Genomic DNA, 19,646 nt, shown 5'->3' with positions numbered 1-19,646 from the left:
GACGGATCGCTAGAGAAATGGGGGATCGACGTGCATGCGGACTTCTGATCAATTGGTGTTTGCGACAACCCCAACGATCGGAGAATCCACATGCACGCCGTTCAGGTTCTATCACGCTGGCTTGGGCGTCGAGAAGTGGTCGGGCACACGGCACGCGCCGCGGCACTCGTGCGAGTCGTCCAGGCTCTCCTGGTCGGCGGGAAGCTCTCGCTGACGCAGCTCGGGCGCAACCTCGCTGGCCGCGCGCACGTGAAGCATCAGATCAAGGCCGTTGACAGGCTGCTCGGCAATCAACACCTACAGGGCGAGCGTGACCGGATCTACCGGGCCGTGGCTCGAACGCTTTTGGCCGGGAACAAGCGGCCGGTAATCATCGTCGACTGGTCGGACTTCGAGCTCGGGCGCCAATGGCTCATGCTCAAGGCGGCGATTCCAGTGGGTGGGCGGGCCATTTCTGTCTACGAGCGTGTGTTCCCGTTCAAGCGCTACAACAGCCCTGGCGCGCACCGCGAGTTCCTGCAGGCGCTGCGTCTGGTGCTGCCGGAAGACTGTCGACCGATCATCGTCACGGACGCAGGTTTCCGCGGGCCATGGTTTCGCGCAGTCGAATCCTACGGTTGGGATTGGGTCGGGCGAATTCGAAACCAGATCAAGTACCTCCGTGAGCAGACGGGGCGTTGGTGTTACACCCACTCGCTCTATCCGCTGGCAACCACCAAGGCGCGCTACGTTGGCGAGGTCGCGCTCTCGCGGCGCCATCACTACCGCTTCCATCTCTACCTGGTCCGGGCGTACAGGCCTCGCGCTGGGCGCCCCCCGCGCCGCGGTCCCAGAGGGCCAAACGCAGCGATGTATCGTCGCCTTCACCGAGCTCCATGGCTGCTCGCGACATCGCTTCCTCACACCCAAGGCAGTGAGCGCAGGATCAAGCAGCTTTACACCTTGCGCATGCAGATTGAAGAAACCTTTCGCGACCTCAAGTGCCATCGTTGGGGCTTCGGACTGCGATACGCGAACTGCCGTACCGCGAAGCGACTCGAGCTGCTGCTCCTCGTCGGAACTCTCGCTGCCCTCGTCACCTGGCTCGTTGGGCTCGGAGCTCGTGCAATGGACTGGACCAGGCACCTGCAGGCCAACACAGTGCGCAAACGCGAGGTGCTCTCGACCTTCTTCATCGGCCGACAGCTACTCGCTCGTCCGGCGTCCTTGCTCCCACCTCTTCTGGCGGCACTCATCACTCTGCGCCGGCACTTGTTGCCCCCGGTGCCCGTCTAGTTTTCGTGGGGATCCCTCAGAACGACCAGTTAGACGCCGCCCGCTCTCTTGCGAGCCTCGAGCTGCTGTCGAAGCGCGTCGTTGACCGCCTGAGCATTGGGGAAATGTCGCGCGAGCTCTGGATCGAGAACGATCACGTTGCTGCCGGCTGCAAACCGGCTGGCGTACTTGCCGCGTACGCCCCTCGAGAAATCGTACTCGGGGAGCACGTCGTCGGTCTGGTCATCCGGCTTCGTAGTCATGACGCTCTTTGCGAGTTGCAAGTCTAGCACTGATGAGGCGGAGATTCTCGCCCCGCTCGACATGGACGACGACTACCAAAATTGCCCGAGAACGTCATGCCGATCAGGACGAAGCGGAGCTCTCCCACCGAGTGCACGGGGTCGCTGATGCTGATCGAGAGGGGGTCGCCAAAGGCAGTAGCGGCTTCCTCGAAGGAAACGCCGTGCTTCTCGAAATTGGCGACAGCTTTGTCGGGCTCCCACTCGAACTGCATGCGCTGCGGAGTGTGCTTCGGTCGGTGACGAGGGACAGGTGGCGGGGCCAACGTCCAGTTAGACCGCACGTCGACGAGAGCGTTTTCTGTACTCGGCGGGGAGCTCATCTCCGGGAAGCGCCTTCGCGCTCGGAACCTTCGCGAGCGCCGCGTCGAACTTCCGGCGAGTTGCCCGAGCCGCGCGACGCTCGAGGTACTCCTCGGTCATCAGAGCAGCGAGCTTCTCTGCGGCAGCGGAACTAATGAGCTGGTTGAGCGAAATTCCCTCCCGCTCCGCAACCTCGGCAAGCTTGCGGTGGAGGGATTCCGGGAGCCTCAGGCTGAGTGTCGACATCGCTACCGTCCTTGAAGGTGAAGGAGAAACTGAGCCGGTGCAAGCACGCGGACTCCCAGTCCCGCGGCCGGGACGAAGTCGCGCAGGTTGTGGGTGATGATGGCGCTTGCACGACTCGCCATCGCCAATTCCACGACCATGTCGTCGTTGGGGTCGTTGAGCACCGGGCGCCACAGGAAGAACACGTCCTGCTTATGGGCGACCCGGCAGAGGTAGTCGACAAACGCAGTCACGTGGCTCGGACGCTGGCCGGGCGACATATTTCGCAGGAGGGCGGATTCGTACTCAACCACGAGCGGGACGGAGACCGCTATCTCGAATCGACCGGCACGAAGCAAGCGAATGAGCTCGAAGGAGGCCCCAAGTCGCGACCTCCATGCGGCGACCAGGACAGACGTGTCGAGAACGACCAGCACTTTGGCACGGTATCACGGGTGATACCGTCCGACAATTCCTGGCGCCGCCCCGCCATGCAACGGTGCGCTGTTCGGTCGGTCTAACGAGACACACGTTCACCCGCGAACGCCGTGGCTCATCGTAACAGACGGCACTGCGTTTTCGCAGGCCGGCGCAAAGCCGTAGACAGGGAGGGCGCCGGCCGTCGCGGAACGGTCGGTGAAACTCGGCACTACCGGCGCTCGGCGGGTCGAACGCGAGTCATGCGGCACTCTTGCGCCACACGCTTCTGTGTGTAAGAGTTCACACATGGCAACAAACCTGGCCATCGACGAGAAGCTTCTGGATGAAGCCCTGCGCGTGGGCGGGCACCCGACCAAGAAGGCGACCGTGACCGAAGCGCTGTTGGAGTACATCCAACGGCGTAAGCAGGGCCAAATCGTGGGGCTGTTTGGCAAGATCGACGTCGACCCAGCCTACGATTACAGGAAGCAGCGGCGAAGGAAGTGAACGTTCTCGTCGATTCGTCGGTTTGGTCACACGCGATTCGCCGCAGCGCGCCACGGGGAACGCCCGAGGAGCGCGAGTTGGTGGAGCTGATTCGCGAGGGGCGAGTCGTCATCATTGGGCCAATCCGGCAAGAGCTGCTCTCGGGGATCAAGACCCCCGAACAGTACCGAGGGTTGCGCGACCGCTTGAGGGCGTTTCCAGACCTTGAACTCTCGCACGAGGACTTCGAAGAAGCCGCCAGTTGCTTCAACAAGTGCCGCGGACGCGGGATTCAGGGTTCGAACACAGACTTCTTGATCTGCGCCGTGGCATTGCGTCGTCGCTTCGCCGTGTTCTCGACAGACGCCGACTTCGGACACTACGCACGAGTCCTGCACATCAGGCTCCATCGAGCGCGTCGGGAGACGTGAGTCCGAATAACGGCACACGCGTTGACCTGCGAGCGCCGTGGCTCATCGTATCAGACGGCAAGGCGTGAACGCACGCGGGCGAGTGCCGAAGACAGAGTGCTCGCCCGCGGAAGCGGAACGGACGGTGAAACTCGCCATGGCCGGCGCTCGGCGGGTCGAACGTGAGTACGTATGAAGTGACCGGCTCCGATCGCGAGGTCGTGAGAAGCCGTTAGGCGCCCACGCGAGTATCGCGGGTTAACTTGCGCCAGAGCCGCAAGCGAAGGGAGCCGGTCAATGAAGGGATGTATCACGTGGGTCGGGGTGGACGCGCACAAGAAGACGCTGGTCATCGCGGTTCTCCATCCGGGGAGGCAGGAGGCGGAGGAATTCACGCTGGAGAACGACGAGCGATCCATCCGCAGGCTCGTGAGGCGCCTGGAGCGCGACGCTGGCGGGGGAGAGGTCCGCATCTGCTACGAGGCGGGGCCCTGCGGGTATGCGCTTCAACGGCGACTCGAAGCGGCGGGTCCGGTCGTGTGCGAGGTCGTTGCTCCGTCGCTCATTCCGCGCAAGCCGGGCGAGCGGGTCAAGACGGATCGCCGAGATGCGCGCAAGCTCGCCGAGCTGTATCGAGCGGGCATGCTCACGATGGTGAGCCCGCCAACGCCGGAACAAGAGGCCATCCGCGATCTCTGTCGTTGTCGCGAAGACGTGCGTGCGGATCTCGGACGATGCCGTCACCGGCTCGTCAAAATGCTCGTGCGTCGAGGCCATGTCTTCAATTCGACCAGCGGTCTCTGGAGCGCTGCTCATCGCGCATGGCTCGCCGCCGTCAGCTTCGAGAACGAGACGGATCGCGTGGTATTTGCAGAATACACGCTGGCCATCGAGCAAGCGGAGCGACGCCTCACGGCGATGGACCACGCGCTCGAGCAGGCTGCACGGCATCCGCTGTATCGCGAGCACGTCGCGTGGCTGCGCTGCTTCCGCGGCGTCGACACGGTCATCGCGATGGTCTTCGTCGCGGAGATCCACGGCGTCGATCGTTTCGAATCGCCACGCGAGCTCGCTGCGTACCTCGGGCTCGTGCCCAGTGTCCACTCAAGCGCCGACACCACGCGACGCGGCGGGATCACCAAGACCGGCAACGGGCACGTCCGGCGCGCCATCGTGCAAGCGGCCTGGCAGTATGGTCGACGCGCAGGTGTCGGGCGCAAGCTCCGTCTGCGCCGCGAAGGGCAGCCCGAGAGCGTGCTCACGATCGCCGACGAAGCGCAGCGTCGCCTCACCGTGCGCTTCCGCCGCCTCGCCGAGCGCGGGAAGGCGAAGAACAAAGTCGTCATCGCCGTTGCTCGCGAGCTCGTTGGCTTCATGTGGGCTGCGCTGCGCGAAGACCGCCAGCCCGCGCGTCACCGCGTCCGCACGTCGACACAAGCCTCGGGTGCCGCCATGAGCGCCGCGCCGCGCTCGAATGCGCGTCGCACTACGAAATTCTCGAAGATCGAAGCAGGCCAGCGCCGCGAGGCACGAAAGGAGAAACGCGCGACCTAACTCTGCGGTAGGGGCTTCGGCCCCAAACCCGCGCCGTGAGTAGGCGCTCCTCCCGACGGAGAACGATCATGCGGCTCTACGGCTTCGCAGCCGCAACCCGCGAATGGCAGTGTGATTCGTCGTCGAAGCGCCCTCGCGTCGTTGGTCTACTTCGGTCTTCGAACCTCTCACGCATCAGGATCAGGAGCTAGAATACGAAAAGGTAACGGGAGAACACGTGGCGCTGCTTGACTGGGTCACTTCATGGCAGTTAGGCGGCATCGCCGTTGGCATCCTTGGGTGCGGGGGCCTTGGATCTCGCGCGGCGCCAGAAGAGGAAGGCCAGCAGGAGCAGGAGTAACAGAGCGGCGGCGGCGCTCGCCTTGGAGATTGTTATGGCGAGTTGGTACTGCTCCCGGGCCTCCTGAAGGGTCATGGTACGTGTCTGGGGTCGGAGTGCAGTCTGCCACGCGGCGAATGCTGCCGAGCTCCAGGCGACAAGCGCGGTGATGGCAGCCGCGAAGAATGCCAGACCGGTGACGATCAACGGCTTGGCCGAGCGTTTTGGAACTGAGGGTTGATCTGCCACGTCTTCGGTGTGCGCGGGTGGAGCTAGTCAGTGATCGCAGTGACGTGTGTCCGCCTAACGAGACACACGTTCACCCGCGAACGCCGAGCGTCAAGTCGTCGGTCGGCAAAGCGCTGCAGAGGCGGGCGAGTGCCGCATCAGAGTGTTCGCCCGCGGGCGCGGAACGAACGGTGAAGTCCGGCAAGACTGGCGTTCGGCGGGTGCAACGTGAGTTATGCAGCGGCTGCGCGCGACATCAGACCCAGTTCTCGCAACGAAGTCCGGGCACGCGAGCGAAGTGCTTGGCATTGTTCGTCACGAGAACGACCTGCTGAGCGATCGCGTGCGCAGCGATCATCGCGTCGAAGCCGTCGATCGGTGTCCCTTTGGCCGCCAAGGAGGAAGCAAGTCGGCCAAAGTGGGCAGCCGCTTCGGCGTCGAAGGGGAGCGGCGTGACGCTCGCGGTGAACGTGTCGATCAGACGGTGCAACTTGCGTGAAGCGCGCTTGTCCGCACCGAAACGCAACTCCGCCAGCGTCACGGTGCTCATGCAGAGTTCGGATGGGCGATGCTGCAAGAGGCGCGCACCAACCCCGCCTTGACCACGCAGCGCGTAGCTTATGGTGTCGGTGTCGAGCATGTACTTCATTCAGAAGGGATCCTTGAGCGCACGCAGGCGATGTGCCTTGGGCCGCTCGATCTCTTCTGGCCATGCGCCAAGGCATCGAACGAACTCGGCTGGCCATTCGTCGGGCGCCTCCAGCACGACGCGGCGCCCTTCGCGATGGACGACGACCTCTTGTTGGTTGCCCGGAAACCGGCACGACTTGGGCAATCGAACCGCCTGGCTCCCGCCGTTTTGGAACAATTTGGCTCGAGCAGTCACGAGAGGAAGTATAGACAGACGTCTATACTTGTGCAACTGACCGTGACAGGCACGGGCACGAGGCCGGCGAGTATCCGGGTTCCGGCTGAATAACGACCATCGCGTTCTCCCGCGAACGCCGAGCGTCATCGTAGCAGACCGCGTGGCGCTGCAGAGGCGGGCGAGTGCCGCAGACAGAGTGGTCGCCCGCGGGCGCGGAACGGACGGTGAAACGCGGCATGACCGGCGTTCGGCGGGTCGAACGCGAGTTATGCAGGGCACGGAGCGTGGTGACTTCCAGCTCACTCAATCCCTGGTCTACGCACCGCACGACGAGTTCGGTCGCACTACCAGTGCTGCGCGGCGAACGCGATTCCGAAGATGAGTGATTCCAGGTCCGCGTCGTCGCCGAACACATGGGAGTACGCGAGACGCCCTTCGAACCCGAGCGAGCCACCGAACCAACCCGCGCTGAGGGCCGCGAGCGGTCCACGCAGGCGCCCGGCAAGGCGCGGGGCGCCAGCAACGGCTGCTCGGCTACCAGATAGCCACCCGACCTGGGCGGCACCGACAGATGCCGAGGAGTACAGCTCGTCGGTGGCGGCGAGAGAGAAGAGGACACCGAGTGAGGCCTGGTATGGCATCGAGGCCGTCGTCAGGCCCATCTTGGTCCCGGCGCCGAACATGCCAATGTCCAAGTATCCGCCAATCCCAAGCGCCGGAGCCAGCAGCGGCCCGGCCGCGAAAGAGAGCTCGGCCCCAGGACCATCGACCGTGCCGGCGTAGGTTCGCCTGCCAGCCGGTGAATCCTCGGTCTGCGAGTACGTTCCGGCGAGATACGCGGGGCCTGCGGTGCCGCGCGCCCACAACGAGCCTGCGTCTCGCGATCGGACTTCCGGCTCAGCCTGCGCGGTCGCGGCGCCCGCGAGAAACGCGAGCAGCCCCAAGTTGAACAAGGGAACATGGGTGTTCGGGTAAGCGGAATCCTGGATCATTCCGATCGCTTGCGCGCGTGATCCACCGTTCGCGCGGTGCGCGGAGTTGTGGAAACGGGGCAAGCGTGCGACCTCGCGGTTGCGACACAGCTCGGAGGACGCATGCCCCGCTCGCCATCGGTACCGATTCACCGCACGCTCCGCAAGTTCCTTCCGCCGGCGCTCGTCGAAGCGAGCGCTCGGGCGACGGGCGCGTTCCAGCGCGTCCGGAAGGTCGACGCCTACGCCCTGGTCTGGAGCCTTATCCTCGGCTTTTCCGCGGGGAAAGTCCGGACCATCGCGGGCCTGCGTCGCGTCTACGAGAGGGTCTCGCGGACCACGCTGGAGGAGAGCAGCTTCTACTGCCGGTTCACGCCGGCGCTGGTGAGGCTGCTCCGGCAGCTGCTCGACGGCGTGCTCCAGCAGTCCTGGGGCTGAGCCGGCCCGCATCTGGGCGGCTCAATCAGTTCCGCGACATCCTGATCGCGGACTCGACGGTCATCCGCCTGCACGAGCTGCTGGCCAAGGCGTTTCCGGCCTGCCGCACCAACCACACCCGGGCTGCCGCGAAGGTGCATGTGGTGATGTGCGTGGCGGGGCTGGCAAGCAGACCGTCAAGGTGACCGCCGAGCGCCGCCATGATCGCCGTGCCCTCGTCCTCGGCCCGTGGGCTCGCGGCAAGTTGTTGCTCTTCGACCTCGGCTACTTCGACTTCCGCCTCTTCCGCCGGCTCGACGAGATCCGTGGCTACTTCGTGTCCCGGCTCAAGCGCAGCTCCAACCCGGTCATCGTTGCTCAGAATCGACGCTGGCGCGGCCGGTCGGTCGCCGTCGTCGGGCAGTGCATCTGGGATGTCGTCGACCGCCTGCAGCGCGAGGAACTCGACGTCACCGTACAGGTTCGCTCCCGCCATCGCGTCTACGCCGGGCGCTGCTCCAGCGAGGTCCGCACCTTCCGTGTCGTCGGCGTGCGGGACGAAGCCTCCGGCGAGTACCACCTGTACATCACCAACATCGGCGTCGAGGCGCTCCAGCCGGCCGATATCGCCCGCGCGTACGCCGTCCGCTGGGAAGTCGAGTTGCTCTTCAAGGAGCTGAAGTCGCACTACCGGCTCGACCAGATCGAGCCGAAAGCGCGCCGTCGTAGAGGCCATGCTCTACGCCGCTCTTCTCTCGCTGGCCGCGAGCCGAGCGCTCCTTCACGCCTTGCGCAGCGCGGTCCGCCCGGGATTCCTTCTCCCGGCACGACGCTGGAGCGTGCTCATGAGCCAGCACGCAACCGACCTGCTCGCCGTCGTCATCGAAGGCCGCGACGACCCAGTCTTGCTCGACCTGCTGCTCCACGAGGCCCCAGACCCGAACCGTCGTCGCCTTCACCTGCTTCAGTCCGTCGAGCGCCGTGCACATGCCTATCGAGCCCCCGGAAACTCAGCGAGTTCACGTCGTGCAGCGGCCTAAGCGATCACCGATGAACAAGGGAAAGACCCGCACTCCAAGCCACACAATGAGCTTCAGCGTAGCAGACTACGCGAGATGCACCGGCTAGCAGTGCGGCGTGTCTGCATAACGGAACCACGTTCACCCGCGAACGCCGAGCGTCAAGTCGGCAGTGCGCGCGGCGACACAGACGCGGGCGAGTGCCGCATCAGAATGTTCGCCCGCGGAAGCGGAACGCACGGTGAAGTCGGCAAGACCGGCGTTCGGCGGGTGGAACGTGAGTACGTATGAAGTGACCGGCTCCGATCGCGAGGTCGTGAGAAGCCGTTAGGCGCCCACGCGAGTATCGCGGGTTAACTTGCGCCAGAGCCGCAAGCGAAGGGAGCCGGTCAATGAAGGGATGTATCACGTGGGTCGGGGTGGACGCGCACAAGAAGACGCTGGTCATCGCGGTTCTCCATCCGGGGAGGCAGGAGGCGGAGGAATTCACGCTGGAGAACGACGAGCGATCCATCCGCAGGCTCGTGAGGCGCCTGGAGCGCGACGCTGGCGGGGGAGAGGTCCGCATCTGCTACGAGGCGGGGCCCTGCGGGTATGCGCTTCAACGGCGACTCGAAGCGGCGGGTCCGGTCGTGTGCGAGGTCGTTGCTCCGTCGCTCATTCCGCGCAAGCCGGGCGAGCGGGTCAAGACGGATCGCCGAGATGCGCGCAAGCTCGCCGAGCTGTATCGAGCGGGCATGCTCACGATGGTCAGCCCGCCAACGCCGGAACAAGAGGCCATCCGCGATCTCTGTCGTTGTCGCGAAGACGTGCGTGCGGATCTCGGACGATGCCGTCACCGGCTCGTCAAATGCTCGTGCGTCGAGGCCATGTCTTCAATTCGACCAGCGGTCTCTGGAGCGCTGCTCATCGCGCATGGCTCGCCGCCGTCAGCTTCGAGAACGAGACGGATCGCGTGGTATTTGCAGAATACACGCTGGCCATCGAGCAAGCGGAGCGACGCCTCACGGCGATGGACCACGCGCTCGAGCAGGCTGCACGGCATCCGCTGTATCGCGAGCACGTCGCGTGGCTGCGCTGCTTCCGCGGCGTCGACACGGTCATCGCGATGATCTTCGTCGCGGAGATCCACGGCGTCGATCGTTTCGAATCGCCACGCGAGCTCGCTGCGTACCTCGGGCTCGTGCCCAGTGTCCACTCAAGCGCCGACACCACGCGACGCGGCGGGATCACCAAGACCGGCAACGGGCACGTCCGGCGCGCCATCGTGCAAGCGGCCTGGCAGTATGGTCGACGCGCAGGTGTCGGGCGCAAGCTCCGTCTGCGCCGCGAAGGGCAGCCCGAGAGCGTGCTCACGATCGCCGACGAAGCGCAGCGTCGCCTCACCGTGCGCTTCCGCCGCCTCGCCGAGCGCGGGAAGGCGAAGAACAAAGTCGTCATCGCCGTTGCTCGCGAGCTCGTTGGCTTCATGTGGGCTGCGCTGCGCGAAGACCGCCAGCCCGCGCGTCACCGCGTCCGCACGTCGACACAAGCCTCGGGTGCCGCCATGAGCGCCGCGCCGCGCTCGAATGCGCGTCGCACGAAGAAATCCTCGAAGATCGAAGCAGGCCAGCGCCGCGAGGCACGAAAGGAGAAACGCGCGACCTAACTCTGCGGTAGGGGCTTCGGCCCCAAACCCGCGCCGTGAGTAGGCGCTCCTCCCGACGGAGAACGATCATGCGGCTCTACGGCTTCGCAGCCGCAACCCGCGAATGGCAGTGTGATTCGTCGTCGAAGCGCCCTCGCGTCGTTGGTCTACTTCGGTCTTCGAACCTCTCACCCATCAGGATCAGGAGCTAGAATACGAAAAGGTAACGGGAGAACACGTGGCGCTGCTTGACTGGGTCACTTCATGGCAGTTAGGCGGCGACGGTGCGGCGGGCGTTCACGGGTCCGGATCAAGTCGCCCTAGGGCTTCGTCTGTCGCGAGCTCGAGCTCTGTCATTTCGGACTCGTCGAGTGCACGGACGAAGGTGTCCAGTGCGAGCTTCGGAATGGCCCGCATCTGGAAGGCGAGTGCAATCGAATCCGTGGCAGGTCCAACTTCGGTTGCGGAGATCACGGCGGTCCCGGCGAGACGCGCGCGGTCCATGTTCGTTGTTAAGTGACCGATCAGCGACGCCGGGATGCGCGGCGGGTGGAATCGTGCGTGGGGCTCAGCCGAGGGTCTTCTTGAACGCGGCGGGGGTCAGGGCCTCGAGCGGCAGCGCGAAGACATCGCGGTGGGTCCCGAGGCGCTCGAAGGCCCAGGTGAGATAGGCCTGCGCAGGGACACCTAGAGCTCGACAGGTGGCGATGATGCCGAGGAGCACGCAAGCACGGTGGGCGCCTTCCGTGCTGCCGGCGAAGAGCATGTTGAGGCGCAGCTTGGCGACGTTCTGAAACTCGCGCTCGGTGGGAGAGTTGTCGATGGGGACCAGCGGGTCGTCGACGAAACGGAAGAGCGCGTCCCGATGGTTCTTGTAGTACCGAATCGCCGCCGCCAGCGGCTCGGAGGGCAAGAGCGTCGGCTCGACGGCGTCGCGCCAGCGCTCGAAGTCCTGGACGATGGGGCGAATGCACCGCTGGCGATGTTCTCTGAGCGCCTCTCCGACCAGGCCGAGCTTCTGCGCCTCTCCCTCTTCGCCGTAGATCGCGCCCAGGAAGGCGCCGCCTTCGAGAGCGAGCACCGGCTGGGTGTCTTCTGCGTCACGGAACTTGCGACGGCCGTGGGCGTTGCACCCGGCCTCGAGCACGCGGCCTGAAGCGAAGACGTCGTTGAAGCGATGCTCGGCATCGGCGGTGAGGGTACCTCGGAAGGGTCTGAGCTTCGCGGCGACGACCTCGCCGCTCTTGTCGGCTCGTACTGAAAGACCGCGACGTCGTGGTTGCGGTAGAGCTCCACGTAACCGTTGTGCGCAGCGGGAAGCTTCTTGATGATGACCTTCAACCCGGTGCCGTCGGTAGCCATCCAGGAGCCGGCGAGCAGCTGCTTCCAGTGCAAACCGTCGATGCCCGACAGCAGGTCGGCAGCGCGCTCGATGAAGGTCACCAGCGTGCTCATCGCGATCGGGACTCCGCGCTCGGCGAGGTCGCGCCGGATGCGGTCGAGCGGCGTGAGCAGCCAGAACTTCTGGTACACGAGCCACGCGAGCCACTCGCAGGTGACCTGGAGCGCTCGTAAGGGGCAGGCAGAGAGCGCAGCGTCGTGCGCTCGCCACACTCGCGACAGCGACACGTGTAGCGACGAACGACGCGCCGGCGCTGGTGTTCCTTGACGACGTGGAGCTTCTCCTCGACGAGCTCGTCGACGACGTCCAGGGCAGCTCCGCCGCACTCGCCGCACGCATCGGGGCGGAGCTCGTGCTCTTCGGCTTCGAGGTGGCTGGGGATCGGCTTGCGCCCCGTTGGCCTCGCCTTCTTCTTCGGCGGAGGCTCGGCGGCAGGCTTGTCCGGGGCCTTGGGCCGCTCCTCGAAAGCACGCTGGGCTTCTCCCTCGACGACGGGCGGGCAGCGGCTGGCGCTGCAGCGCCGGGAGCAGGAGCCTTTCGCTGCTTGCGCTGCGCTACCGCGAGCAGCCCGAGACGCGATCGTTGAGCCGTGCCAGCTCGGTGAGGAGCTGCGCGACTTGCGCACGGAGCTCGGCGTTCTCCTTGCGCAGCGCTTCCAGCCCGTCCACAGACGAGTAGAGATCATACTTTGAGATCCGTGTCGATCCTTGCGTGCTTTTTCGAATCGAGGCCGCCGGTACCAGCCGCGCCGCGCCGCTGTGAAGTCGATCCCAGCCAGCAGCGAGGCGAACGCCGAGCCGTCGATCACCACCTGCGGCTTGTCGCCGTCCAGCAGCGGAAGCTGAAAGCTCCCAGCCTCGAGGCGCTTGGCGAGAACACACCAGCCCGACCCGTCGAACCACAGAGCCTTCGCGATCCGCCTGCGCTTGTTGAGGAAGAGATACAGGTGGCCATCGACTGGATCGAGCCCCAGGCCGCGCACAGCGCCGGCGAGGGCGTCGAAGGAGCCGCGCATGTCGAGTGGGGCCACCGCCACGAACACGCGCACCGTCGGAGGTAGGCTCAGCACGAGCGCAAAGCCTCGAGTACCCGGTGCAGCGTCTCGACCGAAACGTCGTCACCGAACTCCACCCGAGCCCTGGCAACCTCGAGAACGTACCGGCCCCTCCCGGCCACGGCGATGCTCGGCGAAGCGGGAACAAGCTCGACCAACGCGTGCGCCGTCGCTGCCGCCTTCGACTTTCGCCGTCGCGGCTGAGCGCTCGCTCCCCGCCGTTCGAGATTCACCCGCCACGCGTTCAGAGACCGCCCGTCGATGTCGTGCGCCCGCGCCCACTCCCCGGCGCTCAGGCCCTTCCGCTTCGCCGCGAGCAGGCACCGCCGCGCCTCCGCCTCGTCCTCGATCTTCCGTCCATTTGCCACTGATGACCTCCGCGTCGAAGCCGAGCCTGGCGGCCACGTCCGCGGAAATCATCCCGGTGTCGCTGATGGGTCACGTTGTTAACGGGATCACGAGAACAGATTGCAGAACACTCGTGAGCGCGTTGCTTTGCCATACGATGACCGGTCGCCGCCCGGTCTGCTCTCTGGCTCGATGAGCACCAAGATTGGCCCACCAGATCTCGCCACGCTTCACCGATGGTCCTCTGCGTCGAGCGCGTCGGCCCAGCTCTCCAGTCCCGCCGCCGCGAGAGCTTCGTCCTCTCCGCCACTGGCCGCGGCGATGCGCCGCAGATCCCAGCGCGCTGGGTCCGGCCGGCGCACGAGAATCACGCCAACGCGCTCACCCGGCTGCAACGGCAGTGGTCGGTCGGGTTTGAGCAGGCCGTCCACGTACAGAGCCTCGACGGTGCGCATGCGCGAAGCATAGCACGTGATCTCCGGGCGCTAGAAGACACCCCAGGCGCTGACTCCGTACTGCCCGACACCGGTCGGATGTGGAAGGACGCGAATGCTCTGACGGTGTCGAACCCGGACCTCTTTGTGCTTCGAGAGTCCGACGACTGCGATCACAACCCCGGTCGCTTGAAGGACGCTGTCCAGCACCAAAAGCGCCCATGTGCCCGCTCCACCCGACGTCGAACACGAGGCATCAGCGTTGTCGTCGCAGCCGACGCCCCGAATCGCAAGCACCGGACCGAGGATCGGCACGTAGAGCGGCTGGGGATCCATGCCCCGCGGCGCTGATTCGGTGAACGTGGCATATCCGACTCCAGCGACGTACGGAACAACGAACATCGCCGCACCAACGATGGTCAATGTGATGTCAGGGCGGTGTTCAGACTGGCGAGCGCCGGATTCTGGCGCCAAGTTCGCGCGACTGTCCTGCTGCGCCGTAGCCTCCGATGTCAGGCAAAGCGTGGAGAGCGCCAACAGCGCGGCGCGCGCCCGAAAAGTTGTCGAAGGAATGGGTCCCCACGGCGCAGCCACGAACAAGCAGGCAAATCCAACAACGCCAAGAAGGAGAAGCCACCCCATCGGTCCGCCTAACGAGTAGGGCGTTCACCCGCGAACGCCGGGGGTCATCCTACCAGACCGCGAGGCGCAGCAGCGCGGGCGCAGTGCCGCAGACAGTGAGGGCGCCCGCGGGCATCGGAACGGACGCTTGGGCAAGGCCACAACGGCGTTCGGCGGGTGCAACGACCAGTTATACAGGTCTTGGCACGACGGTGATTCTCGGAGCAGTGGCGAGGCGCGTGGGCTCGGCTCTGCTTGTCCGAACGGTACAGTCGTCATGGCGCCGTGGTCCCGGCCGCAGCGCCGCGAACTTCAACAGTCAGCTCCGCCTCGAGCGCGAGCTCGGCGGGGGCTTGGCACGGCGCTGTGCGAAGCGTCAGAGACCGTCAGCTTCAACCGCGGGCAAGGCGCCGTGGTCTTGCGCGGTGCAGCAGCCATCGCCGCGAGCGCGACGACGGCTGGGGCTCGTCAGGGCGCTGTGCGAAGCGGCGGAGACCTACAACTTCGACCGGCGGAACGAGCGGCGCTGCCCAACAGCGAAGCCACAAAGCTGTATAACGAGTAGGGCGTTCACCCGCGAACGCCGGGGGTCATCCTACCAGACCGCGAGGCGCAGCAGCGCGGGCGCAGTGCCGCAGACAGTGAGGGCGCCCGCGGGCATCGGAACGGACGCTTGGGCAAGGCCACAACGGCGTTCGGCGGTGCAACGACCAGTTATACAGGTCTTGGCACGACGGTGATTCTCGGAGCAGTGGCGAGGCGCGTGGGCTCGGCTCTGCTTGTCCGAACGGTACAGTCGTCATGGCGCCGTGGTCTTGGCCGCAGCGCCGCGAACTTCAACAGTCAGCTCCGCCTCGAGCGCGAGCTCGGCGGGGGCTTGGCACGGCGCTGTGCGAAGCGTCAGAGACCGTCAGCTTCAACCGCGGGCAAGGCGCCGTGGTCTTGCGCGGTGCAGCAGCCATCGCCGCGAGCGCGACGACGGCTGGGGCTCGTCAGGGCGCTGTGCGAAGCGGCGGAGACCTACAACTTCGACCGGCGGAACGAGCGGCGCTGCCCAACAGCGAAGCCACAAAGCTGTATAACGAATTGGCGTTCACCCGCGAACGCCGAGATCCGAAGCTAGCAGACGGCGCGGCGCTGTAAACGCGGGCGAGTGCCGAAGACAGTGTGTTCGCCCGCGCGGCGGAACGGACGCTGGGGCAAGGCGTGGCCGGCGTTCGTCGGGTGCAACGTCCAGTTATGCGGCAGTCGCTTGCGCGTGGGTGAAGCGAAGGTTCGGTCGACTGTCCGACGTGACGCCCGACCTAGCCAGCTGCTAGATTCGGGCCATGAAGTGGTTGAGGGCCGGAGTCGTAGCTTGCGCGTGGCACTGCGCAGCGTGCGGCGCGAACGAGGACTCGCCCGCCGAAGATGGCTGTGCGTTGACGATCAAGTTGACCGGCGCCGTCGCGGTTCAAGCGGACGGTTCACACGCGTGCGGCGGGAGCGGCGTATACCCGCCCGGCCCTCGGACGGTGGTGACGTTCATGGATGTCGGGGAGTTGAAGCTCGCGTTCACGCTCGACGGGGTGTCGGAGGGAGCGACTGGGATATTTCCCACCGTGGTCGCGGTTAGCGAGGCGAGCGCTGGCACCAGCTGGAGCACTCCGGGGGGTGGGTGCACACTGGAAGTGACCCAGCACAAGAAGGTCCACGAGGACCAACTGATGCGCGAATACAGAATGGGCGGGAATGGAGCATGCGGAGTGCCCGCGGAGCCAGGTCCCAACGCGACCGGCACTGTGGAAGTCGGGAACTTCAGGGTGGTTGGGATGATCGGCTGGGAGTAGTGGTCGGCCGAATAACGGGGCACGCGTTGACCCGCGAGCGCCGTGGCTCATCGTAACAGAGCGCGGGGCGTGAACCCACGCGGGCGAGTGCCGAAGACAGAGTGTTCGCCCGCGGGCGCGGAACGAACGGTGAAACTCGCCAATACCGGCGCTCGGCGGGTCGAACGCGAGTTAGGCGGCTCAACAGGGAACTCGACATGGTACTGTTTTGTGGATGTCGGGTTCGCAGAGCCGCGCCGACATGGAGGCGGATGTTGCTCACCATGTCGCGTTGCTGAAGTACCATGACACCGGGGCGACGGACTTCGACGACCGAATGCGTCGCTTCGCCCGGCTACACTTCGATCTCGTGCCAGATGAGGGCCCGAGTGAGACGGTCCAGGGCGAGGTGATCCGAGCTGTGGCGCGACTTGCCAGCGAGGAGCGTCGGAACGGGAGCGTCAACTGGTACCGCGGCGACTACTACGAGAACCTAGCAAGGTTTCTCGGAGCGACGCTCCCGGATGCGCGCGTATTCGGCGATGATGCGCGGAAGCGAATCGCCCTGGACGTGCAAGCGGTGATGGACCACGGCAAAGGGACGAACAACGCAGAAATCCATGTGGTGTTCGGACGGTTGCTCGAGGACGCGGTGGCGTACTGCGAAGCGTTGCCGGCGCCGGTGCCGTTCTCGCCGCCGCCCGACGAGTAGCGCCGCGCCGATCAATCGAAACGGCAGTGCTGCGGTCCGCCTAACGAGTAGGGCGTTCACCCGCGAACGCCGGGGGTCATCCTACCAGACCGCGAGGCGCAGCAGCGCGGGCGCAGTGCCGCAGACAGTGAGGGCGCCCGCGGGCATCGGAACGGACGCTTGGGCAAGGCCACAACGGCGTTCGGCGGGTGCAACGACCAGTTATACAGGTCTTGGCACGACGGTGATTCTCGGAGCAGTGGCGAGGCGCGTGGGCTCGGCTCTGCTTGTCCGAACGGTACAGTCGTCATGGCGCCGTGGTCTTGGCCGCAGCGCCGCGAACTTCAACAGTCAGCTCCGCCTCGAGCGCGAGCTCGGCGGGGGCTTGGCACGGCGCTGTGCGAAGCGTCAGAGACCGTCAGCTTCAACCGCGGGCAAGGCGCCGTGGTCTTGCGCGGTGCAGCAGCCATCGCCGCGAGCGCGACGACGGCTGGGGCTCGTCAGGGCGCTGTGCGAAGCGGCGGAGACCTACAACTTCGACCGGCGGAACGAGCGGCGCTGCCCAACAGCGAAGCCACAAAGCTGTATAACGAGTAGGGCGTTCACCCGCGAACGCCGGGGGTCATCCTACCAGACCGCGAGGCGCAGCAGCGCGGGCGCAGTGCCGCAGACAGTGAGGGCGCCCGCGGGCATCGGAACGGACGCTTGGGCAAGGCCACAACGGCGTTCGGCGGGTGCAACGACCAGTTATACAGGTCTTGGCACGACGGTGATTCTCGGAGCAGTGGCGAGGCGCGTGGGCTCGGCTCTGCTTGTCCGAACGGTACAGTCGTCATGGCGCCGTGGTCTTGGCCGCAGCGCCGCGAACTTCAACAGTCAGCTCCGCCTCGAGCGCGAGCTCGGCGGGGGCTTGGCACGGCGCTGTGCGAAGCGTCAGAGACCGTCAGCTTCAACCGCGGGCAAGGCGCCGTGGTCTTGCGCGGTGCAGCAGCCATCGCCGCGAGCGCGACGACGGCTGGGGCTCGTCAGGGCGCTGTGCGAAGCGGCGGAGACCTACAACTTCGACCGGCGGAACGAGCGGCGCTGCCCAACAGCGAAGCCACAAAGCTGTATAACGAATTTGCGCTCAGCAGCGAGCGCTGGAGAACATCGTAGCAGAGCGCGGGGCGCCGCAGAGGCGGGCGAGTGCCGAAGACAGAGTGGTCGCCCGCCGCCGTGGGACGGACGCTGAAACTCGCCTGACCGGCGCTCGGCTGCTGCAGCGTCAAGTTATGCGGGGCCCGACGCGACTGCGGTCAACGCAGCGTTCAGCGCAGTCCGCGTTTCGTCATCCGTCTCGGTGGCGAGCGCGTCATGCAGGGCGGGCACGGTTGTCGCTGACAACCTTGGGTAGCACGAAATGGCCTCAGCCACGGAGCGGCGGATGTCGGGTTCCTCGTGCTTCAAGTAGGGGACAAGAAGAGGAATGGCGCGTTCGCCACGCCGCCGAACCTCGGCAACGATGACGCGCTCCGCCGCGAGTCGCTCGTCCAGGTCCGGTGGTGGTGGCATGGGCTCGCGAGTGAAGGGGTTGATCAGCTCCCGCGTGTGATGAACCTCAAAGTAGCCGCGCCCGCCAACAATGGACGCGACCAGGAGTGCGACGGACTCGCGATCGGGCGTCTGCTCATCGGGAGCTCCGAGGAGCTCGATCAAGAAAGGGAGAGCGTGAATCGCGGCCTCGTAGACCGTGCCTTGATGCCAGATGCTCGAGAAGAGTTCTCGAAGCGCTGAGTCGCGTTGAGGCTTGTCAGCCGACAAGAGCCCGCGAATGAGGCCAGGTACGTCCGATGCCGGTCCGTAGGCGTGAGTGAGGCAACCCCAGTCGATGTCATCAAGACCGTCGAGCATGGCTCTGCCGCCGCATAACGAGACACACGTTCACCCGCGAACGCCGAGCGTCAAGTCGTCAGTCGGCAAGGCGCGACAGACGCGGGCGAGTGCCGCATCAGAATGTTCGCCCGCGGAAGCGGAACGGACGGTGATGTCGGCAGGGCCGGCGTTCGGCGGGTGCAACGTGAGTTATGCAGTGATTCGTGGCGAGCCTAGGGGCACGCGCACGGCTCCGTCTTTCCCGAAGGGCCGCACACCTTGACGGGACCTGTGCCACCATCGCAGACGCAGGCGGGCACGGGTTGGCCGGGAACGCAGTCGACCAGCCCAGCGTCCGGCGGGGGCCCGGCGCACGCGAGTACCGATTTCATCGGAGCCGCGCAGGCGGGTTCGCCCGCGCAGGAATAGGATTCGAATTGATCGAGGCAAGCCACCAGCTCAGGCCATGCATCGCAATTGTGCCACTGCTCGATGCAAGGTTCCCCGCAGTCCTTGTAACTTCCCGATTTGGCCTCCGGGCACCCGCCCGTGGCGAGTTTCTTGCACATCAAAAAGCAGAGCTTTTCGGTGTCGGTGCCGTTGGAATCACTCGACTTCGTGGAACCAGAACAAGAGACCAAGCCGACGAGCAAGAAGAGGAGCGGTAGCGAGGAACTGGGCATCGCTTCTTCTCGACGGCGTGTTGTCTGCATAACGAGTAGGGCGTTCACCCGCGAACGCCGCGGGTCATCCTACCAGACCGCGAGGCGCAGCAGCGCGGGCGCAGTGCCGCAGACAGTGAGGGCGCCCGCGGGCATCGGAACGGACGCTTGGGCAAGGCCACAACGGCGTTCGGCGGGTGCAACGACCAGTTATACAGGTCTTGGCACGACGGTGATTCTCGGAGCAGTGGCGAGGCGCGTGGGCTCGGCTCTGCTTGTCCGAACGGTACAGTCGTCATGGCGCCGTGGTCTTGGCCGCAGCGCAGCGAACTTCAACAGTCAGCTCCGCCTCGAGCGCGAGCTCGGCGGGGG

The 19,646-nt window shown here is 65.6% G+C and carries 25 protein-coding genes and 1 pseudogene; 10 read left to right on the top strand and 16 right to left on the bottom strand.

Annotated features, from left to right (window positions below; all coding sequences use genetic code 11):
- Positions 1–90 precede the first annotated feature (90 nt).
- Positions 91–1,275 carry an IS4 family transposase gene (locus HS104_32845; GenBank protein MBE7484742.1) on the top strand — a complete coding sequence of 395 codons (1,185 nt, stop codon included), beginning with the start codon at positions 91–93 and terminating at the stop codon, positions 1,273–1,275.
- Positions 1,276–1,304: 29 nt separating this feature from the next.
- Here the strand turns inward: HS104_32845 and HS104_32840 are convergent, their stop codons facing one another.
- The 4 genes and pseudogenes from HS104_32840 to HS104_32825 form a co-directional block, all read right to left on the bottom strand.
- Complete coding sequence (locus tag HS104_32840) at positions 1,305–1,517, bottom strand: hypothetical protein (GenBank protein ID MBE7484741.1); 213 nt, start codon at positions 1,515–1,517, stop codon at positions 1,305–1,307.
- Positions 1,498–1,771: pseudogene (locus HS104_32835) on the bottom strand (BrnT family toxin). Before HS104_32835 ends, HS104_32840 begins: the two are co-directional and overlap by 20 nt.
- Before the next feature lie 58 nt (positions 1,772–1,829).
- The gene (locus HS104_32830; GenBank protein ID MBE7484740.1) at positions 1,830–2,105 is read right to left on the bottom strand and encodes a toxin-antitoxin system HicB family antitoxin; all 276 of its coding nucleotides are present in this window, start codon (positions 2,103–2,105) and stop codon (positions 1,830–1,832) included.
- Positions 2,106–2,107: 2 nt separating this feature from the next.
- Entirely contained in the window at positions 2,108–2,521 is a 414-nt protein-coding gene (locus tag HS104_32825; GenBank protein MBE7484739.1) for a putative toxin-antitoxin system toxin component, PIN family, read from the bottom strand.
- Positions 2,522–2,810: 289 nt separating this feature from the next.
- Between HS104_32825 and HS104_32820 the strand changes: the two genes are divergently transcribed.
- The 3 genes from HS104_32820 to HS104_32810 all read left to right on the top strand — a co-directional run bounded on the left by HS104_32820 (position 2,811) and on the right by HS104_32810 (position 4,954).
- A complete protein-coding gene (locus HS104_32820; GenBank protein MBE7484738.1) occupies positions 2,811–3,011 on the top strand; it encodes a type II toxin-antitoxin system VapB family antitoxin in 201 nt (66 codons plus the stop codon).
- Positions 3,008–3,421 carry a PIN domain-containing protein gene (locus HS104_32815; GenBank protein ID MBE7484737.1) on the top strand — a complete coding sequence of 138 codons (414 nt, stop codon included), beginning with the start codon at positions 3,008–3,010 and terminating at the stop codon, positions 3,419–3,421. The genes HS104_32820 and HS104_32815 overlap by 4 nt, the downstream gene beginning before the upstream one ends.
- A 276-nt stretch (positions 3,422–3,697) precedes the next feature.
- Entirely contained in the window at positions 3,698–4,954 is a 1,257-nt protein-coding gene (locus tag HS104_32810) for an IS110 family transposase (protein ID MBE7484736.1), read from the top strand.
- A gap of 250 nt (positions 4,955–5,204) precedes the next feature.
- Here HS104_32810 and HS104_32805 read toward each other — a convergent pair whose 3' ends face one another.
- The 4 genes from HS104_32805 to HS104_32790 all read right to left on the bottom strand — a co-directional run bounded on the left by HS104_32805 (position 5,205) and on the right by HS104_32790 (position 7,361).
- Positions 5,205–5,480, bottom strand: coding sequence for a hypothetical protein (locus HS104_32805; GenBank protein ID MBE7484735.1), 276 nt, complete (start codon positions 5,478–5,480; stop codon positions 5,205–5,207).
- A gap of 277 nt (positions 5,481–5,757) precedes the next feature.
- Positions 5,758–6,150: a type II toxin-antitoxin system VapC family toxin gene (locus HS104_32800; protein MBE7484734.1), complete on the bottom strand. Its 393-nt coding sequence runs from the start codon at positions 6,148–6,150 to the stop codon at positions 5,758–5,760.
- The gene (locus tag HS104_32795; GenBank protein ID MBE7484733.1) at positions 6,151–6,405 is read right to left on the bottom strand and encodes an antidote-toxin recognition MazE; all 255 of its coding nucleotides are present in this window, start codon (positions 6,403–6,405) and stop codon (positions 6,151–6,153) included. It lies immediately after the preceding gene.
- Between the two features lie 308 nt (positions 6,406–6,713).
- Positions 6,714–7,361, bottom strand: coding sequence for a hypothetical protein (locus HS104_32790; protein ID MBE7484732.1), 648 nt, complete (start codon positions 7,359–7,361; stop codon positions 6,714–6,716).
- A 102-nt stretch (positions 7,362–7,463) separates the two neighbouring features.
- Here HS104_32790 and HS104_32785 point away from each other — a divergent pair, with 102 nt between their 5' ends.
- The 4 genes from HS104_32785 to HS104_32770 all read left to right on the top strand — a co-directional run bounded on the left by HS104_32785 (position 7,464) and on the right by HS104_32770 (position 10,424).
- Positions 7,464–7,778, top strand: coding sequence for a hypothetical protein (locus tag HS104_32785; GenBank protein ID MBE7484731.1), 315 nt, complete (start codon positions 7,464–7,466; stop codon positions 7,776–7,778).
- 181 nt (positions 7,779–7,959) lie between these two features.
- Complete coding sequence (locus tag HS104_32780) at positions 7,960–8,811, top strand: IS4 family transposase (protein ID MBE7484730.1); 852 nt, start codon at positions 7,960–7,962, stop codon at positions 8,809–8,811.
- Positions 8,812–9,195: 384 nt separating this feature from the next.
- Complete coding sequence (locus tag HS104_32775; protein MBE7484729.1) at positions 9,196–9,888, top strand: transposase; 693 nt, start codon at positions 9,196–9,198, stop codon at positions 9,886–9,888.
- Complete coding sequence (locus HS104_32770; GenBank protein MBE7484728.1) at positions 9,789–10,424, top strand: IS110 family transposase; 636 nt, start codon at positions 9,789–9,791, stop codon at positions 10,422–10,424. Before HS104_32775 ends, HS104_32770 begins: the two co-directional genes overlap by 100 nt.
- 276 nt (positions 10,425–10,700) lie before the next feature.
- Here HS104_32770 and HS104_32765 read toward each other — a convergent pair whose 3' ends face one another.
- The 7 genes from HS104_32765 to HS104_32735 form a co-directional block, all read right to left on the bottom strand.
- Positions 10,701–10,907: a hypothetical protein gene (locus HS104_32765; protein MBE7484727.1), complete on the bottom strand. Its 207-nt coding sequence runs from the start codon at positions 10,905–10,907 to the stop codon at positions 10,701–10,703.
- A gap of 64 nt (positions 10,908–10,971) precedes the next feature.
- A complete protein-coding gene (locus tag HS104_32760) occupies positions 10,972–11,127 on the bottom strand; it encodes a transposase domain-containing protein (GenBank protein ID MBE7484726.1) in 156 nt (51 codons plus the stop codon).
- Positions 11,091–11,936 carry a transposase gene (locus HS104_32755; GenBank protein MBE7484725.1) on the bottom strand — a complete coding sequence of 282 codons (846 nt, stop codon included), beginning with the start codon at positions 11,934–11,936 and terminating at the stop codon, positions 11,091–11,093. Before HS104_32755 ends, HS104_32760 begins: the two co-directional genes overlap by 37 nt.
- Complete coding sequence (tnpB, locus tag HS104_32750; protein ID MBE7484724.1) at positions 11,855–12,874, bottom strand: IS66 family insertion sequence element accessory protein TnpB; 1,020 nt, start codon at positions 12,872–12,874, stop codon at positions 11,855–11,857. The genes HS104_32755 and tnpB overlap by 82 nt, the downstream gene beginning before the upstream one ends.
- 423 nt (positions 12,875–13,297) lie before the next feature.
- A complete protein-coding gene (locus tag HS104_32745; GenBank protein MBE7484723.1) occupies positions 13,298–13,441 on the bottom strand; it encodes a type II toxin-antitoxin system PemK/MazF family toxin in 144 nt (47 codons plus the stop codon).
- On the bottom strand, positions 13,438–13,662 hold the full coding sequence (locus tag HS104_32740) for a DUF104 domain-containing protein (GenBank protein ID MBE7484722.1): 225 nt from the start codon (positions 13,660–13,662) through the stop codon (positions 13,438–13,440). The genes HS104_32745 and HS104_32740 overlap by 4 nt, the downstream gene beginning before the upstream one ends.
- Positions 13,663–13,692: 30 nt before the next feature.
- Positions 13,693–14,283, bottom strand: coding sequence for a hypothetical protein (locus tag HS104_32735; protein ID MBE7484721.1), 591 nt, complete (start codon positions 14,281–14,283; stop codon positions 13,693–13,695).
- A gap of 1,307 nt (positions 14,284–15,590) precedes the next feature.
- Between HS104_32735 and HS104_32730 the strand changes: the two genes are divergently transcribed.
- Positions 15,591–16,091: a hypothetical protein gene (locus HS104_32730; GenBank protein ID MBE7484720.1), complete on the top strand. Its 501-nt coding sequence runs from the start codon at positions 15,591–15,593 to the stop codon at positions 16,089–16,091.
- A gap of 214 nt (positions 16,092–16,305) precedes the next feature.
- The gene (locus tag HS104_32725; GenBank protein MBE7484719.1) at positions 16,306–16,782 is read left to right on the top strand and encodes a hypothetical protein; all 477 of its coding nucleotides are present in this window, start codon (positions 16,306–16,308) and stop codon (positions 16,780–16,782) included.
- A 1,248-nt stretch (positions 16,783–18,030) separates the two neighbouring features.
- Here HS104_32725 and HS104_32720 read toward each other — a convergent pair.
- Positions 18,031–18,651, bottom strand: a complete 621-nt coding sequence (locus HS104_32720) for a HEAT repeat domain-containing protein (GenBank protein MBE7484718.1) — start codon at positions 18,649–18,651, stop codon at positions 18,031–18,033.
- Positions 18,652–19,646: the final 995 nt, after the last annotated feature.

The sequence above is a fragment of the Polyangiaceae bacterium genome (assembly GCA_015075635.1).
Lineage (GTDB): Bacteria > Myxococcota_A > Polyangia > Polyangiales > Polyangiaceae > JADJKB01.
This window is presented reverse-complemented; position numbering and strand designations above follow the sequence as displayed.